Genomic DNA, 14,588 nt, shown 5'->3' with positions numbered 1-14,588 from the left:
GGGCCGGGAGCACCGGGGAGGCGTCACGGTGCCGGGTGAACGGGCCTCCCCCGTGAGAGGGACCCCCGACCCTGGGGGGTGGTGGATCCCCCTGGCGGGGGACTCGTGCGCGGCGGGTGGTGGCGCAGAATCGCCGCTGTGATGGGGGGACTGATGCGCTCGGACGACCCGATGCTGTCGCTGACCCGGCAGACGCTGCTGGTCGCGCTGGTGTGCGTGGTCGCGGACGTGTCCCACTTCCTGCTCAGGGCGACGGGTCCGCTCACCGCCCTGCAGTGGGCGTGCGTCGGCGCGATCGCGGTCGTCGACCTCGCGCTGGCCGGTCCGGCGCGGCTGTCGGGAGTGGTGGCCGTCGCGCACGCCGTCGTCCAGGCGGGGATCCCGGTGCTGCTGGACCGGCCGCTGAAGTGCTGCTCGAACGAGGCGGGCATGATGATCGCCGGCTACCGGGCAGGCGCCTGGCTGCTGGGACCGCCCGCGTTCGCCGCGCTGGGCGCGCTGCTGGCGGGCGTGGTCGGCGCGTACCTGGCGGTCAACCACGGTCTGGCCAACCCCAGGGTCCTGCTGGTCGGCGGCCTCACCACCGCCCTGCTGCCGTGGATGGTCGGCCGCTACACCTCCGCCCACCGCAACTACCTCGCCGAGCTGGACCAGCGGTCCGAACGCGAGCGCCGGGACGCCCAGGAGGCGCTGGCCAACGCGCTCGCCGCCGAGCGCAGCTCGATCGCCCGCGACCTGCACGACGTGATCGCGCACCACGTGAGCGCGATCAACCTGCACGCGGGCGCGGCCAGACTCGGGCTGGAGCCCGGCAACGACCGGCTGGCCACGTCGCTGAGCGCGGTGGAGACCGCGAGCCGGGCGGCGATGGTGGACCTGAGGCACCTGCTGGACCTGCTGCACGGCGACGACACCGACGGCACCCGGCAACCGGGGCTGGACAACCTCGACGAGCTGTTCGACGGGGTGCGGGCGGCGGGGATACCGGCCAGGTTCACCACGTCCGGGGTGCCGTGCGAACTGCCGGAGTCGTTGGGGGTGACGGTGTACCGGATCGTGCAGGAGATGCTGACCAACGCCCTGCGGCACGGCGACCCGTCCGGGGTCGACGTGGAACTGGCCTACCGGACGACCTCGCTGGCACTGACGACGACGAACCGGATGCCCGACGCGGTGGTACCGCGCCCCGGAGGTGGGCACCCCGACGGCGGGCACCGCAGGGGCCTGGAGGGGATCCGGAACCGGGCCCGGCTGTTCGCCGGGGTGACCACCTGCGGACTCGAAGCGGACGGCCGGACGTGGCGGACCGCCGTGGCGTTCCCCCTGGAGGCAGGAGCTTGATGTTGCGCGTGCTGCTCGCCGACGACCACGCGATGCTGCGCTCCGGGATGCGGGCGATCCTGGACACCCAGCCGGACCTGGACTGCGTGGGCGAGGTGGCGGACGGGCGGGCGGCGGTCGCCGAAGTGGCGCGGCTGCGACCGGACGTGGCCGTGCTGGACATCCGGATGCCGAAACTGGACGGGCTCAGCGCCACCGAGGCGATCCTGGCGGCACCGGACAACCGGACGAAGGTCGTGGTGCTGACGACCTACGACAGCGACGAGTACGTGTACCGGGCGCTCAACGCCGGGGCCAGCGGGTTCCTGCTCAAGAGCCTGCCGCCGGAAGAGCTGATCGGGGCGATCCGGGTGGCCGCGCGGGGGGACGCGTTGATCGATCCTTCGGTGACGCAGAGGTTGGTGGCAAGGTTCGCGAGCAGCATCGCGCCTGCGACGAGTGCGCCGGGGTTGGAGCAGTTGACGGTGCGGGAGAGGGAAGTGCTGCTGCTGGTGGCGGCGGCTTATACGAATGCGGAGATCGCGGCGGAGCTGCACGTGGGGGATGAGACGGTGAAGACGCATGTGTCGCGGATCTTGGCGAAGTTGGGGTTGAGGGATCGGGTGCATGCGGTGGTTTACGCGCATTTGAATGGGTTGGTGGCGCGGTAGGGGGTTCCCTGTGGTGGGGCGCGGTTTCCGGCCCTCTCACCGTGCGAAGCGCGGCTATCAGCCGTCCCACCAACTGGTGAAGCCCGGCCCCCGGCGCGCGATTGTCTCAATGCCCGATCTTCGTTGTCAAGACGATAAAGCTGTCTTGACAACGAAGATCGGGCAGGAGGGCGCTGTGGATCGGGGGCAGAGGGGAAGTCTGGCTTCGCCAGCATCGAGCTGCGCTCGACTCAGGCATCAGGCTTCGCCTGACCAAGCATCCTCGGCTTCGCCGTTGGGCGGGGCATCCGCGCTTCGCGTCGGACAGGGCATCCTTGCTGCGCGGCGGACAAGGCCCCAGGCGCTTCGCGCCGGATGCGCGCTGGCGGGCTTCGCCCAACGGGGTGGGCTTGGTGGGGTTGGTGGGTTTGCTGGTGCTGTGGCTTGGGTTTTGTTCTTGTTCTTCAGGTTGTGAGGTCGCCGGTGAAGCGGTCTTCGTAGTGGCGTTCGAGGAATGCGATGAAGCGTTCTACGTCGCGGATTGCTGAAGGGGCGCCGAAGGAGACGCGGATTGTGCCGTCGGTGGGGAGGCCGGCTGTGTCGATGGGTTCGCCGACGTGTTTGGTGCCGTGCTTGAGGAGGGCGCGGAGGGAGCGGGGGCAGAGTTCGGAGGCGTTGGTGCCGGCGTTGGGGGTGCCGGAAGGGCCGGTGTGGAGGGAGATGCCCGCGGAGGCGGCTTCGTCGGCGACGATCTTGAGGTCGATGACGTGGCCTGCGGGGTCGAGGAGGTTGAAGCTGACGGTGGCGCCCCTGGCGAGGGTGGTGGTGGGGCCGTAGACGCGGGTCATGGGGGTGCCGTTGCCGTGGCGGAGGGTGGTGAGGCGGTCGAGGAACCAGCCGGTGAGGTAGCGGACGCGGCGGGAGATGAGCTCGACGCCGTTGTCGGCCAGCAAGGACAGGCCGACTTCGACGTCGGGGACGGAGTGGAGGTCGACGCCTTCCTCGAGCGGGGCCTTGGTGAGGCGGGAGAGGGCGTCGTTGCGGATGACGAGGCAGCCGACGCCGGTGGGGTAGCCGAAGACCTTGTACCAGCTGACGGTGACGAAGTCGGGGCGCACGAGGCTGAGGTCGAGGGTGTTGGTGGGGAGGTAGGCGGCCGCGTCGAGCAGGACGTCGTAGCCGCGGTCGCGGGCGATGTCGATCCAGCCCAGCGCGTGCTGGACACCGGAGAACCCGCTCTGGGCCGGGAAGGCGAAGAGGCCGCGTTTGCGCTCGGGGCGCTTGCGGCCGAGGGCGGCGATGACGGTGCTGGTCGAGATGCGCAGATCCGGGCGCTGGGTGGAGATCACGGTGGTCTCGGCGTGCGCCGCCTTGGCGAAACCGCGCAGGGCGGTGACCGACTGGTGGTTGTCGGAGGTGAGCACGAGCCTGCCGTGGCGCGAGAACGGGTACCGCTCGCCGACCAGCCTGGCGGCGGCGGTCGCGTTGGCGGTGAAGACGACGGAGTACTCCTGCGGGGAGGCGTTCAGGTGCCGCAGCACGGCGCGGCGCGCGTGGTCGACGGCGGCGGCGGTCGTGCTCGGACCACCGGGGACCACACCGGACACGCGGTGCTGGTGCGCGCGGTGCTGCGCCGTGGCGGCGAGACCCGACCCGGCGAAGTCCAGGTACAGGTGGTTCTGCTCGTCGAGGTAGGCGAACTCCGTGCGGCGCAACCGGTCCAGCCCGCGGGTCAGCTCGTAGCCGGGGTAGGCGGCCAGGAACGCGGACGGTTCACCGGCGGGTCGTATCGCCGGACGGATGTCGGTGTGGCGTGAGGTCATCTTTGCTCCCCGCGGTCGAGATGACGTTGGCATCAATTCGCCGAATGGGAATACGGGCCTGCTGACCTCGTGCGACGGCGTGTTCGAAACATACACGCAGAATAAGTTCGATCATGACGACTCGCGGGCGTTGTAATCAGGCCCACAGTTCGTATCCGGCGTTCCCGAACGGGAATATCCCAATCCGCAAGAATGTGGAACGGACGTCCGGTCACACCGCGTTGTGCGGACGTTGTCGTGAGGCGTCGGGAGAACGCGGTGGACAACGCCGCCGACTGGTACGAACACGGCATGGGGGACCGGGTGAAGGTGTGGGCGTCCGCGGGGATCGTGCTGTTCGCGCTGGTGGCGAGCACGTGGGCGCCGGATCGTCCAGAGGTGTCCGGTGGTCTGCCCGAACGGGTGGCCGAGGTGCCGCGGTGAGTGCGACCGGCGGTGCGCGTTCGAACAGGAAATGCCTCCCGAACGTCCACACCCGCGTCGTCGCGCTTCTCGACCGACGCGGGTTCGCCTACGGTCGAACCACATCACCGAACGGGACCAGGGGAGCTCGGGCGTGTCTGGCGAATCGCGCGACAACGGCCTTTCGCCGGACGACGACTGCCCGGTTTCCGCTATCCCGGACGCGTGGATCGACGAGGGTCTCGGCATGGAGGGCGTCTACTGCGTGACGCTGATCAAGGACGTCACGCCGGACGAGGCGCTGCGCCGGTTCGGCGCGCGGGACATCACCACGGCGACCTGGCCGGAGCTGCTGGAGCGGGCCAACGTCGAGGAGGCCGACCTCGACGACCACGTCGTCGCCGCGTTCGCGCTCGGCCCGCACGTCCTGCTGGTCGAGGACAACGGCCGCGAAGGCGTGCGGCGGCCCGACCTGTCCGCGGGCACGTTCGCCGTGTCCTCCTACCGCAGCGTCAACGCCCAGGCGGACTTCGTCGTCAGCCGGGACGGCGTGGTGCTGGCCCGGCTCGACGGCACGGCCACGGGGGCCGACCTCGGCGTGCTGAAGACCGCGCTGGCCGAGATGGGCGTCCACGACCCCGGTGCGTTCGAGGCGGACGGCGACCTGGAACTGCTGTGCAGGCTGACCGGCGTCCGCCCCACCGTGGCCGACATGACGGGGTCCGCGCGGGTCGCGATCGTCCGCGGCTAGCCGTTCGCCCCTTGTCGCTCAGTCCTTGTCGCGCAGTCGTCTGCGGATCGCGTCGAGACCTTCGGCGAACGCGGTGAACTGCTTGCCGGTCAGGCCGTCGAGGAACAGCTCCCGCACCAGCCCCACGTGGCCGGGGGCGGACTCGCGCAGCTTCCGCCAGCCCGCCTCGGTGAGCGTGGCGATGACCCCGCGCTCGTCGGACTCGCAGGTGCGGCGCTTCACCAGGCCGCTCTTCTCCAGCTGCGCCACCTGGTAGGTGAGGCCGCTCTTCGACGTCAGCGCGGCACCCGCCAGCTCGGTCATCCGCAGCTCCCCGCCGGGCGCGCCCGACAGCCGGGCGAGCACCTCGTACTGCGGGTGGGACAGTCCGGCGTCGTCCTTGAGCTGCTGCTCGACGCGGCGGTTGAGCATGGTGCTCACCTCCAGGTAGCCCTCCCAGGCCGCCAGTTCCCGCGCGTCGAGCCACTTCGGTTCCGCCATGGTCGGGACTCTACCTTATTGTTCAAATTCGAAACAGCACGTGTGGGTGCCCGTCCGGCCGAGTGGTTACGCTGCCCCGGTCCCCTCGGAGATCCAGGAGCTGCCTTGTCCCGCCGTGCCACGCCGTCGACCCGCACGTTCACCGACTACCTGGGCGAGGCGACCGATCGCAGGGGCATGTACTCCGCCGTCGCTGCCCACACGGGTGCCCGGCGCGTGGTCTACGCGGTGTCGTCGCTGGACGTCACGCCGTCCTACGTGTGGCCGGACGTCACCTACGTCGACACCGACCAGCGGGCGCGGGTCGCGTTCGCGGACACGGCGTCGGCCGTCCGGTTGGCCGACCAGCACAAGACCTACGAGGGCGAGCCGCGGATCCGGTTCCTGGGCGGGGAGTACGACCGGGTGCTGGGCGCGCTGCCGGTGGCGAGCTGGGACCTGGTGATCTCGCTGCACGCGGGCCCGGTGGGGGCGAACGCCGCGCGCTGCCTGAAGCCGGGCGGCTGGCTGCTGGCGGCCGGGCGCGAGCCGGGGGAGGGGTACCGGCTGGACGCCGCGGTCCTGCTGTCGAAGGGGAAGTACCGGCTGGTGACCGACGGGCTGGACCGGGCGGCGGCGGGGTACGTGTTCCGGCGCGAGGCCTGACTACTTCCGCAGGCGCCGGGCCAGAAGTCGGCAGAGCAGGACGCCGAGCATCGCCACCGCCACCAGCGCCCCGTTCGCGCCCGCGGCCTTCGGGTCGCCCGGCGCGCGGGCCAGCTCGCGGCCCAGTCCGGTGCCGAACAGCGCGGCGGTGAAACCGAGCCAGCACCACAGCGCGGTGGTGGACAGGGCGGCCAGCGCCTTCGAGGTGCACCGCCCGAGGACGCCGTCGAGTGTGATGCCCGGCGACGTCCTGCCCACCGCCGACACCACGAGCGCCGCGGCCGCGAGGACCGCCAGGTCGACCAGGAGCCGCACGCCCAGCGGCGTACCGCCCAGCACTGTGTCGACCGCCCCGCCGACGACCACGCCGACCAGCAGCGGCGGGAGCAGGGCCACGCCCCACCTCCGCAGGAACGGCCCGGTGCCGGAGATCCGGACGGGGTGGGTCGGCGTGTAGAGCGGCCGGGGAGGCGGGGGCGTGGTGTGGAAGTGCACGCCGCCGTGGATGGTGCCCGCCTGCACCGAGGGACCGTTCACCACGCCGTCCACGCGGTTGGTGGTGCCGGGCGACGGACCCGCCGGGTCCGAGGAGCTGGTCACGCTGGGTCTCCCTGATGCGGTCGCGCACTGGTCGTAGGGGTTGTCGGCGCGACGGGTCGGCGGGTTACGGCGCGCTCCGGACCAGGACCGCGACCGGCTCGTTCGTCCTGGTGGGAATGGTGGTGAGGACGATCGCCCCGCAGACCAGACCGATGCCCACCCACTGGCTCGCGGTCATGTGCTCGCCCAGCAGCAGTGCGGCGATCGCGGTCGCGCAGGCGGGTTCCAGCAGGCTGATCGTGACCGCCGCCGGTGCGCCGAGGTGCCGGATGCCGTAGGCGAACAGCCAGTACGAGACGCCCGCCGTGACGGTGCCCAGGTACAGCAGGCTGAGGACGGCCTTGCCGGTGAGCAGGCTGGGGGTGGCGTGGGCGATGGTCATCGGGGTGAGCAGCAGGGCCGCGATGGCGAACATGGCGGTGAGCACGACGGTGTCGGCGTGCCGGTCGGTGAGGTGCTTGATCGACAGCGCCTGGAGGCTGAAGCAGGCGGCGGCCACTGTGGACAGCGCGAGACCCTTGGGGGACAGGCTGACGTCCGCGCTGCCGCTGAGCATCAGCAGCGCGAGGCCGAACGCGGCCAGCGCCGTCCCCGCGAGCCACCAGCCGGTGGGGCGCTGCCTGCCCGCGGTCGCCGTCCACCCTCCGGTGAGGACCGGCGCCAGTCCGATGGCGACGGCGGTGCTGATGGCGACGCCGCTGGTGCCCACCGCGGCGAAGTAGGAGAGCTGGAACCCGGCCAGGCCGAGGGCGGCGGCGAGCAGCGGCAGGACGTCGTGCCGCCGCCAGGCGCGGGTGAAGGGGCGGCCGCCGAGGGCGAAGAGGGCGCAGGCGCCGATCGCCAGCCGGATCCCGCCGTAGGCGAGGCGTTCCCGGTCGGTGAACAGGCTGGCCACCGGGCCGATCGTGCCCCAGAGCGCGGCTCCCGCCATCGCGCTGAGCACGGCGAGACGGGGCATGGAGGTGAAGGTAGACGGTATGACCGTATAACTCAATCGAGTACGCTGGGGTGGTGAGTCCGGTGCTGCAGACGACCACCACGAGGGACGCCCTGGTGGCCGAGGTGCGCAGGCGGATCCTGAGCGGCGAGCTGGCTCCCGGTGAGGTGCTCACCGAGAACGGCCTGGCCACGACGTTCGGGGTCGCCCGGCCGACCGTGCGGTCGGCGTTGCAGGTCCTCGTGGCCCGCCACCTGGTGCACGCGGGCGGCGGTCGTTCGCTGACCGTTCCGGTGCTGACCGAGGACGACGTGCGCGACCTCTTCTTCGTCCGCACTCCGCTGGAGGTGCGGGCGGTGCGCGAGATCGTGGAGAAGGGGCTGCCGCTCGACCGGGCCGAGGAGTTCCTGGTGGCGATGGAGGCGTTGCCCGCGACCGCGGGCTGGGCGGCACGGGTGGAGGCGCACACCGCGTTCCACGTCGCCCTGGTCGACTGCGCGGGCAGCGCGCGCCTGAGCCGGATCTACCCCGCCGTGCAGGAGGAGATGCAGCTCTGCCTGGCCCAGCTGCACTCCGCGTACCCCGGCCCCCACGACCTCGCCGTGGAGCACCGCGCACTGCTGGCCGTCATCGCCGCGGGCGACGCGGACCGCGCCTGCCGCGCGATGTCCGACCACCTCTCCCGTGCCGAGGCCCGGCTCACGTCGTCGCCATCTCCACACCCGTGATCTCCCGGCACACCGCCAGCAGCCCTTCCTGGACCTCGATGTCGGACACCGCGGGGTGCGTGTCGCTCATCCGCTGGTGGTAGTAGTAGCCACCGCTGCCCAGGTCGTCCACGGCCAACCGCACCTGCGTCACCGGCCCCTGCGCCAGGTCGTCCGGCGCACCGGGCCCACCCATCCTCGTCGCGACCCAACCGGGGTCCACCGCGTTGGACCGCACGTCCGCCCACCGCCGCGCCACCGCGAACGCCAACGCCACGTCGAACAGCTTCGAGTCCGAGTACGCCTGCGACGCCCGCCACGGCCTGCGCTTCCACTGCGGGTCACCCAGGTCCGGACTACCACCCAGGTGCATCCCCGAGCTCAGGTACACCAGACTTGCCGGCCGCCGCACCAACGCCGTCAACAGGTACGGCGCCACCACGTTCACCGCGAACACCACCGACAGCCCGTCCACCGTCTCCACCCGCTCCGGCACCAGGTACACCCCGGCGTTGTGGATCACCGCGTCGAACCGCCCGATCGCGTTCGCCTGCTCCGCCACCCCCACGACCTCGGCCACACTCGCCAAATCCCCGACCACCACCCCGGCCGCCCCCGGCACCGCCGCCAACGCCTGCTCCGCCCGCCCCTCGCTCCGCGCATGCAACACCACCTCATGCCCTTCGCCGAGCAACAGCTCCGCCGCCATCAACCCAAGACCATCAGCCGAACCAGTGATCAGGACGGTGCTCATGGCCACCGATCTTCGACCACACCCCCACCCCACGCACACAGACTCGCCGAACCAACAGACAAGCCAGCCCACAACGCTGAAAGCAAAGCCAACGTCTCAACCCAGCTGGAACCGAAACACAAGCCACCCAACCCAGCTGGAACGAAACACAAGTCACCCAACCCAGCTGGAAGCAACCAGCAAGCGCCCAACGAAGCTGGAAGCGAGCGGTGCTCGTCCGCTAGTGCGGTCGGCTTGACTTGGGGTTTTTGGGCTTAGACTTGCGGCGGCGGGCAGGCTCTACCACCTGCCCTTTTTCGCCCGACGAAGCCCAAAAAAGGGGCCCCAAGTCAAGCCGACCGCACCTGGGTCCGCTGTAGCGACACCCCCGGAGACAGCTGTACCGACACTGGGCGACCCCCACGACGCCTCCCACACCGAGCAAGCCCCACAAAACCCCCAAACACCCCCCTCAAGCCACCGGCTCCAAACTCCCATCCCTCCGAACCAACGCCGCGTACTCCCCGTTCAAAGCCACCAGCTCCCCGTGGTTCCCCCTCTCCACGACCTCCCCCCGGTCCAGCACCACGATCTGGTCCGCGTCCCGGATCGTCGACAGCCGGTGCGCGATCGTGATCGTCGTCCGCCCTTCCGACAGCGCGTCGATCGCTTCCTGCACCGCCAGTTCCGTCTGGTTGTCCAGTGCGCTGGTCGCTTCGTCCAGCACCAGGATCGGCGGGTTGCGCAGGATCGTCCTGGCGATCGCCAGCCGCTGCTTCTCCCCGCCAGAGAACCGGTAGCCGCGTTCGCCGACCAGCGTGTCGTACCCCTCGGGCAGTTCGCTGATGTGCTGGTGGATCTGCGCCGCTTCCGCTGCCGCCACCAGTTCCTCGTCAGTCGCGTCGGGTTTGGCGAACCGCAGGTTGTCGGCGATGGAGGCGTGGAACAGGTAGGTCTCCTGGGACACGACGCCCACGGCTTCGGCCAGCGTGGCGAAGTCCAGGTCGCGCACGTCGACGCCGTCGATCGTGACCCGGCCCGCTGTCACGTCGTAGAGCCGCGGGACCAGGTAGCTCAGGGTCGTCTTGCCCGAGCCGGTCTCGCCGACCACGGCGAGGCTGGTGCCCGGTGGGACGATGATGTCGACGCCGGTCAGCGTCCGGTGCTCGGGGGAGTAGGCGAAGGACACGTCCTCGAACCGCACCTCGCCCCGGATGTCCTTGAGCGGCAACGGTGTCGCGGGCGGTTCGACGTCCACCGGCAGGTCGAGGTACTCGAAGATCCGCTGGAACAGCGCCAGCGAGCTCTGCAGCTCCACTCCGGTCTGGATCAGCGACACGGCCGGGCGGAACAGGGTCTGCTGCAACGACACGAACGCGACCAGCGTGCCCAGCGAGGCGATCGGCACGCCCAGCGCGCCGCTCGCGCCCGCGGCCCAGTAGATCAGGGCGGGCATGGCGGCCATGACGATGCCCACGGTGGACATCCGCCAGCGGCCCGCCATGCTCGCGCGCACCTCCAGCTTGGTCAGCTTCGCCGACTCCTGCGCGAACGACGTGGTCAGCGAGTCCGTGCGGCCCATCGTGTGGCCGAGCAGGATCCCGCTGACCGACAGGGACTCCTGCACGTTCGTGGACATGGTGGCGAGCTGCCGCTGGCGCTCACCGGTGATCTTCTTGCGCTCGGTGCCCACCCGGCGGCTGATCCACACGAACAGCGGGAGCAGCGCGAGCGACACGATGGTCAGGCGCCAGTCGAGCGCGGTCATGGCGACGACGGTCGCCACCACCGTGGTCACGTTCGACACCAGCGAGGTCGCGGTGGAGGTGACGGTGGACTGCATGCCGCCGATGTCGTTGGCGATGCGCGACTGCACCTCGCCGGTGCGGGTCTTGGTGAAGAACGCCAGCGACATGCGCTGCAGGTGGTCGTAGACGCCGGTGCGCAGGTCGTGCATGACGTCCTGGCCCACGGCCGTCGACACGTAGGTCTGGATCACGTTGAAGACGCTGGTCGCCACGGCGACCGCGATGAGGCCCGCGGCGAGCGCGGTCAGCAGACCGACCCGACCCTGCGGGATGGCCACGTCGAGGATCTCGCGCAGCAGGAAGGGCGACGCCACCGACACCAGTGACGACAGCAGGACGAACAGGGCGACCGCGGACAGCCGCAGCCGGTAGGGCCGGAACAGCCCCAGGATCCGGCGGACGCTCACCGGGTGGTCTTGTGCGGTGGTCGGCAAGGACACCTCCATGGGTTTGACTCTTACCTAGGGTAACAATGAACGCACCTCTGTTATTCTGTGTTCGTGGACACGGACGAAACCGCAGGTGGGCTGGGTGAGCTCTTCCTCCGCCAGGCCCGACGCATCAGGCGCGCCTACGGCGAACGGCTCGCCCCGCTCGGCTTCACCCTCGCCCAGTCCCGCGCGCTGGAGGTCATCGCCCGCTACGGCGGCACCCCACCCCGGATGGTCGACCTCGCCGACCGCCTGCACGTCGTGCCGCGCGCGGTCACCCCGCTGGTCGACGCGCTGGAGGAGGCCGACCTGGTCCGCCGCCGCGTCGACCCGGCCAACCGCCGCTCGGTGCTCCTGGAGCTGACCGAGCAGGGGACGCGCACGCGCGAGCTGTTCCGCGAGGCCCGCGCCGAGGCGGCGGCCAGCCTGTTCGCACCGCTGTCCGAGGACCAGCAGGCGCAGTTGAGGGAACTCCTGGAGAAGATCGAGGTCGCGGCCGACCAGTGAGGCGCCGCTAGCGCGCCATCAGCTCCTCCGCCACCGCCCACAGCTCCGGCAGGTACCCCAGCGTCCGCTCCGCCCGAGCGCGCAGGTCCGCCGTCGTCGTGATCCCGAGGTCCGCCATCAGCTCGTCGAACGCGGGCCGCAACTCCCGGTCCACCTCGGGCGCGTCGAGCGCGAGCACGGTGTGGCAGCGGGCGTAGGTCACCACCATCCAGAACACCGCCTCCCGGTGGTCTCCCGCGTCGATCAGCTCACGACTCCCGTCGATCGCGACCGGCCGCGCCGCCGCCGTGATGTCGGTGCTGAAGGACAACGGCGTCCTGGCCGCCCGCACCGCCAGGTCGAACGTCACCGCCAACCGCTCCAGGTGGTGCCGGGCCCGCGCCACCGTCCACTCCGCACACCCGAGCTGCTCCAGCAGCTCCCGGTAGACCGGAGCGGGCGTCACCGGCCTCGCCGCCAGGTACCGCAACCGCACCGTCGGGTTCCGCCGCGCGGCCACCAGCACCACGTGCGCCGCCACCCCGGTGGGGAACACCCACCCCATCACCTGCTGGTGCCACGGCGCGGTCCCGTCCACCACCGCCAACCGCGTCTCCACCCGCGCCCGCGCCTCTTCGCACCGCCGCCGCACCCACACCTCGTCGGAGAAGTGCTCGGCCACCACCGCCTGCAACGGCCGCAACCTCCCGACCGGATCGTCGATCACCGTGTCCGTCCGCAACCCACCCGCGAGGTGATAGGACCCCAACGCCCCCCGCACCTCGTGCCACGGCACGTAGGTCACCTCGACCAGCACCCCACGATGAACGAACTTCCCAGCCTTGGCAGGCGCCACCTCGACATCCAGCACCACCACCACATCCACATCGGACCCCACCGGCAACTCATCCCCGACCGCCATCCCCACAGTCGACCCGGCGAAGTACGCCCCCGAATACCCGACCTCCCCCCTCCCCACCCCCACCACCCAGTCCACCGCAGCCGCCCGCGCCTCACCCACCCGCAAGACCCGACCCAACCCTCCACATCAGACTGCCCAACAACAGCAACAGCAACAGCAACAGCAACACACAGACTCAAGAACGCCGGAACGAAAGACAAACACCCAACAACGCCGGAACAAAAGACAAACGCCCAACGACGCTGGAAGCGAGCGGTGCTCGTCCGCTCGTGCGGTCGGCTTGACTTGGGGTTTTTGGGCTTAAAATTGGTCGGCGGGCAGGCTCTACCACCTGCCCTTTTTCGCCCGACGAAGCCCAAAAAAGGGGCCCCAAGTCAAGCCGACCGCACCCGGAGTCCGCTGTAGCGATACCCGGTGCCAAGCTCGGCGAATCCGACAACCGCTGTCGACGCACCCACCCCGATCCCCAAAGCCTCCTCCCGAGCCCTCCCCAACCGCCCCCGAACCCCCTCCGCGAACGCCCCCTCCAGCCCCTCCAAGGCCTCCCCCCTCCACAACCCCTCCGCCGACCGCAGCAGATCCGCCGCCGCCCCCATCGCCCCTCTCTCCCGCGCCTTCGCGGCCGCTTCCACCCTCATCCGGAACCGCCCCCAGTCCACCGCCCCGGTTTCCACCGCCATCGCGTACCCGCCCCCGGCCGACGCGATCACCTCGTCGTCGCCGTCCCCGAGCGTCCGCCGCAACCGGTGCACGTACGTGCGCACGGCCCCACGAGCCCCGCGCGGCGGCTCGTCGCCCCACACCGCGTCGATGACCTCCTCGACCGACACCGCCCGCCCTTCGCCCAGCAGCAGGCGCACCAGCGCCACCCGCTGCCGGGGGGAGCCCAGCGGCAGTTCCTCACCCCCGCGCCACGCCCTCACCGGACCCAGCAACGCGAACCTCAGCTCCGCCATCCCACGCCCACCACCCCGACCCCGTCTGCGAACCCGGACGTCCAGAAGGACGTCCGGGACCGCCTTGAGGTTCGCCGTCGTCCGCGACGAAACCGCGGACCGGCTGGTCCACGGGCCTACTCGGCCGCCGCGGTCAGCCGTTCGCGGAAGAACTCCACCACCCGCGTGCGCGCTCCCAGCGCCGGGTGGCCGGGCACGTCCCGCACCTCGCCGGTGACCACCGAGTGGGCGTTCTTCGTGAACCCGCCCGCGTTGCCGGGCGAGGAGTCCAGCTCGATGACCTCGAACGCGTCGCCGAGCAGTTCGCGGAGGTGGGCGAACCGGGCGGGCGGCACCAGGGAGTCCTCGCTGAACCGCATCCCCAGCACGCACAGCCCCTCGTCCTTGGTGCGCTGGACGATCCGCGCCGCCTCGTCCGGTGCCAGGCCCAGGTCGCGGCGGCGGGTCTCGCCGATCGGGAACGGCACCGACGGCTGGCTCAGCACCGGGGCCAGCACGACGTCGTCGACGGCGGCCGCGAGCGCGAACCCGCCGGAGAAGCACATGCCGATGACGCCGACGCCCTTGCCCGGCGTGCGGGCGGCGAGGTCGCGGGAGACGGCGCGCAGGTAGTCGGTGACGGGGCGGTGGGCGTTCGTGGCGAACGCCCGGAACTCCGCGGACACGCACGCCTTGCCGATCGAGGACAGCGAGTAGCCCGCCGAGACGGCCTTGCCGGGGATGCCGTAGAGCGACACCAGCACCACGGTGAACCCCTGGTCGACCAGGTGGTCGGCGAAGCCGAGGACCTCGGGGTGGATGCCGGGGATCTCCGGCATCACCACGACGCCGGGGCCCTCGCCCTTCTCGAAGCAGTCGTGGGTGATCCCCGCGGCGGTGAACGACCGGTGCTTCCAGCCGGTCAGGTCGGAGGCGGGTGCGGTGTCGGTCATGGTGC

General features: G+C 70.9%; 16 protein-coding genes. 7 read left to right on the top strand and 9 right to left on the bottom strand.

The genetic code is table 11. From position 1 onward, the window contains the following. The first annotated feature begins 153 nt into the window (after positions 1–153). Positions 154–1,341 (top strand): sensor histidine kinase, encoded by a 1,188-nt coding sequence (locus CLV43_RS44150; RefSeq protein ID WP_106196525.1) that lies wholly within the window; start codon positions 154–156, stop codon positions 1,339–1,341. Continuing rightward, on the top strand, positions 1,341–1,991 hold the full coding sequence (locus CLV43_RS44145) for a response regulator (protein WP_106196523.1): 651 nt from the start codon (positions 1,341–1,343) through the stop codon (positions 1,989–1,991). Before CLV43_RS44150 ends, CLV43_RS44145 begins: the two co-directional genes overlap by 1 nt. A 443-nt stretch (positions 1,992–2,434) precedes the next feature. On the opposite strand, the gene CLV43_RS44140 is transcribed toward CLV43_RS44145, so the two are convergent. After that, positions 2,435–3,793, bottom strand: a complete 1,359-nt coding sequence (locus CLV43_RS44140; protein ID WP_106196522.1) for an aminotransferase class V-fold PLP-dependent enzyme — start codon at positions 3,791–3,793, stop codon at positions 2,435–2,437. A 237-nt stretch (positions 3,794–4,030) separates the two neighbouring features. On the opposite strand from CLV43_RS44140, the gene CLV43_RS47460 reads away from it, so the two are divergent. Both CLV43_RS47460 and CLV43_RS44135 read left to right on the top strand, forming a co-directional pair. Next, the gene (locus CLV43_RS47460) at positions 4,031–4,216 is read left to right on the top strand and encodes a hypothetical protein (protein WP_146175147.1); all 186 of its coding nucleotides are present in this window, start codon (positions 4,031–4,033) and stop codon (positions 4,214–4,216) included. A 133-nt stretch (positions 4,217–4,349) separates the two neighbouring features. Next, positions 4,350–4,946, top strand: coding sequence for a DUF6461 domain-containing protein (locus CLV43_RS44135; protein WP_146175146.1), 597 nt, complete (start codon positions 4,350–4,352; stop codon positions 4,944–4,946). Between the two features lie 18 nt (positions 4,947–4,964). Here the strand turns inward: CLV43_RS44135 and CLV43_RS44130 are convergent, their stop codons facing one another. Continuing rightward, entirely contained in the window at positions 4,965–5,426 is a 462-nt protein-coding gene (locus CLV43_RS44130) for a MarR family winged helix-turn-helix transcriptional regulator (protein ID WP_106196518.1), read from the bottom strand. A 105-nt stretch (positions 5,427–5,531) separates the two neighbouring features. Here CLV43_RS44130 and CLV43_RS44125 point away from each other — a divergent pair, with 105 nt between their 5' ends. Beyond that, positions 5,532–6,071 (top strand): hypothetical protein, encoded by a 540-nt coding sequence (locus tag CLV43_RS44125; protein ID WP_106196516.1) that lies wholly within the window; start codon positions 5,532–5,534, stop codon positions 6,069–6,071. Here the strand turns inward: CLV43_RS44125 and CLV43_RS44120 are convergent, their stop codons facing one another. Together CLV43_RS44120 and CLV43_RS44115 are read right to left on the bottom strand one after the other, a co-directional pair. After that, on the bottom strand, positions 6,072–6,671 hold the full coding sequence (locus CLV43_RS44120; protein ID WP_106196514.1) for a hypothetical protein: 600 nt from the start codon (positions 6,669–6,671) through the stop codon (positions 6,072–6,074). A 64-nt stretch (positions 6,672–6,735) separates the two neighbouring features. Further along, positions 6,736–7,629 carry an EamA family transporter gene (locus tag CLV43_RS44115; protein ID WP_106196513.1) on the bottom strand — a complete coding sequence of 298 codons (894 nt, stop codon included), beginning with the start codon at positions 7,627–7,629 and terminating at the stop codon, positions 6,736–6,738. Positions 7,630–7,682: 53 nt separating this feature from the next. Between CLV43_RS44115 and CLV43_RS44110 the strand changes: the two genes are divergently transcribed. Further along, positions 7,683–8,336: a GntR family transcriptional regulator gene (locus CLV43_RS44110; RefSeq protein WP_106196579.1), complete on the top strand. Its 654-nt coding sequence runs from the start codon at positions 7,683–7,685 to the stop codon at positions 8,334–8,336. On the opposite strand, the gene CLV43_RS44105 is transcribed toward CLV43_RS44110, so the two are convergent. Next, the gene (locus CLV43_RS44105) at positions 8,308–9,069 is read right to left on the bottom strand and encodes an SDR family NAD(P)-dependent oxidoreductase (protein WP_106196511.1); all 762 of its coding nucleotides are present in this window, start codon (positions 9,067–9,069) and stop codon (positions 8,308–8,310) included. The two genes, CLV43_RS44110 and CLV43_RS44105, sit on opposite strands and share 29 nt — an antisense overlap. A gap of 451 nt (positions 9,070–9,520) precedes the next feature. Next, entirely contained in the window at positions 9,521–11,302 is a 1,782-nt protein-coding gene (locus tag CLV43_RS44100; RefSeq protein ID WP_106196509.1) for an ABC transporter ATP-binding protein, read from the bottom strand. 54 nt (positions 11,303–11,356) lie between these two features. Here CLV43_RS44100 and CLV43_RS44095 point away from each other — a divergent pair, with 54 nt between their 5' ends. Next, positions 11,357–11,794: a MarR family winged helix-turn-helix transcriptional regulator gene (locus tag CLV43_RS44095; protein ID WP_106196577.1), complete on the top strand. Its 438-nt coding sequence runs from the start codon at positions 11,357–11,359 to the stop codon at positions 11,792–11,794. Positions 11,795–11,801: 7 nt separating this feature from the next. Here the strand turns inward: CLV43_RS44095 and CLV43_RS44090 are convergent, their stop codons facing one another. The 3 genes from CLV43_RS44090 to CLV43_RS44080 all read right to left on the bottom strand — a co-directional run bounded on the left by CLV43_RS44090 (position 11,802) and on the right by CLV43_RS44080 (position 14,583). Beyond that, positions 11,802–12,671: a hypothetical protein gene (locus tag CLV43_RS44090; protein WP_211304853.1), complete on the bottom strand. Its 870-nt coding sequence runs from the start codon at positions 12,669–12,671 to the stop codon at positions 11,802–11,804. Positions 12,672–13,069: 398 nt separating this feature from the next. After that, entirely contained in the window at positions 13,070–13,651 is a 582-nt protein-coding gene (locus tag CLV43_RS44085) for an AfsR/SARP family transcriptional regulator (RefSeq protein ID WP_106196507.1), read from the bottom strand. 116 nt (positions 13,652–13,767) lie between these two features. Further along, complete coding sequence (locus CLV43_RS44080) at positions 13,768–14,583, bottom strand: dienelactone hydrolase family protein (protein ID WP_106196505.1); 816 nt, start codon at positions 14,581–14,583, stop codon at positions 13,768–13,770. Positions 14,584–14,588 lie beyond the last annotated feature (5 nt).

The sequence above is a fragment of the Umezawaea tangerina genome (assembly GCF_003002815.1).
Classification (GTDB): Bacteria; Actinomycetota; Actinomycetes; order Mycobacteriales; family Pseudonocardiaceae; genus Umezawaea; species Umezawaea tangerina.
This window is presented reverse-complemented; position numbering and strand designations above follow the sequence as displayed.

What these genes read in the sequence shown, in the direction of transcription:
- CLV43_RS44130 (WP_106196518.1), bottom strand. Translation starts at nt 5,426, where the DNA reads ATGGCGGAACCGAAGTGGCTCGACGCGCGGGAACTGGCGGCCTGGGAG.
- CLV43_RS44140 (WP_106196522.1), bottom strand. Translation starts at nt 3,793, where the DNA reads ATGACCTCACGCCACACCGACATCCGTCCGGCGATACGACCCGCCGGT.
- CLV43_RS44150 (WP_106196525.1), top strand. Translation starts at nt 154, where the DNA reads ATGCGCTCGGACGACCCGATGCTGTCGCTGACCCGGCAGACGCTGCTG.
- CLV43_RS44085 (WP_106196507.1), bottom strand. Translation starts at nt 13,651, where the DNA reads ATGGCGGAGCTGAGGTTCGCGTTGCTGGGTCCGGTGAGGGCGTGGCGC.
- CLV43_RS44105 (WP_106196511.1), bottom strand. Translation starts at nt 9,069, where the DNA reads ATGAGCACCGTCCTGATCACTGGTTCGGCTGATGGTCTTGGGTTGATG.
- CLV43_RS44115 (WP_106196513.1), bottom strand. Translation starts at nt 7,629, where the DNA reads ATGCCCCGTCTCGCCGTGCTCAGCGCGATGGCGGGAGCCGCGCTCTGG.
- CLV43_RS44145 (WP_106196523.1), top strand. Translation starts at nt 1,341, where the DNA reads ATGTTGCGCGTGCTGCTCGCCGACGACCACGCGATGCTGCGCTCCGGG.
- CLV43_RS44100 (WP_106196509.1), bottom strand. Translation starts at nt 11,302, where the DNA reads ATGGAGGTGTCCTTGCCGACCACCGCACAAGACCACCCGGTGAGCGTC.
- CLV43_RS44080 (WP_106196505.1), bottom strand. Translation starts at nt 14,583, where the DNA reads ATGACCGACACCGCACCCGCCTCCGACCTGACCGGCTGGAAGCACCGG.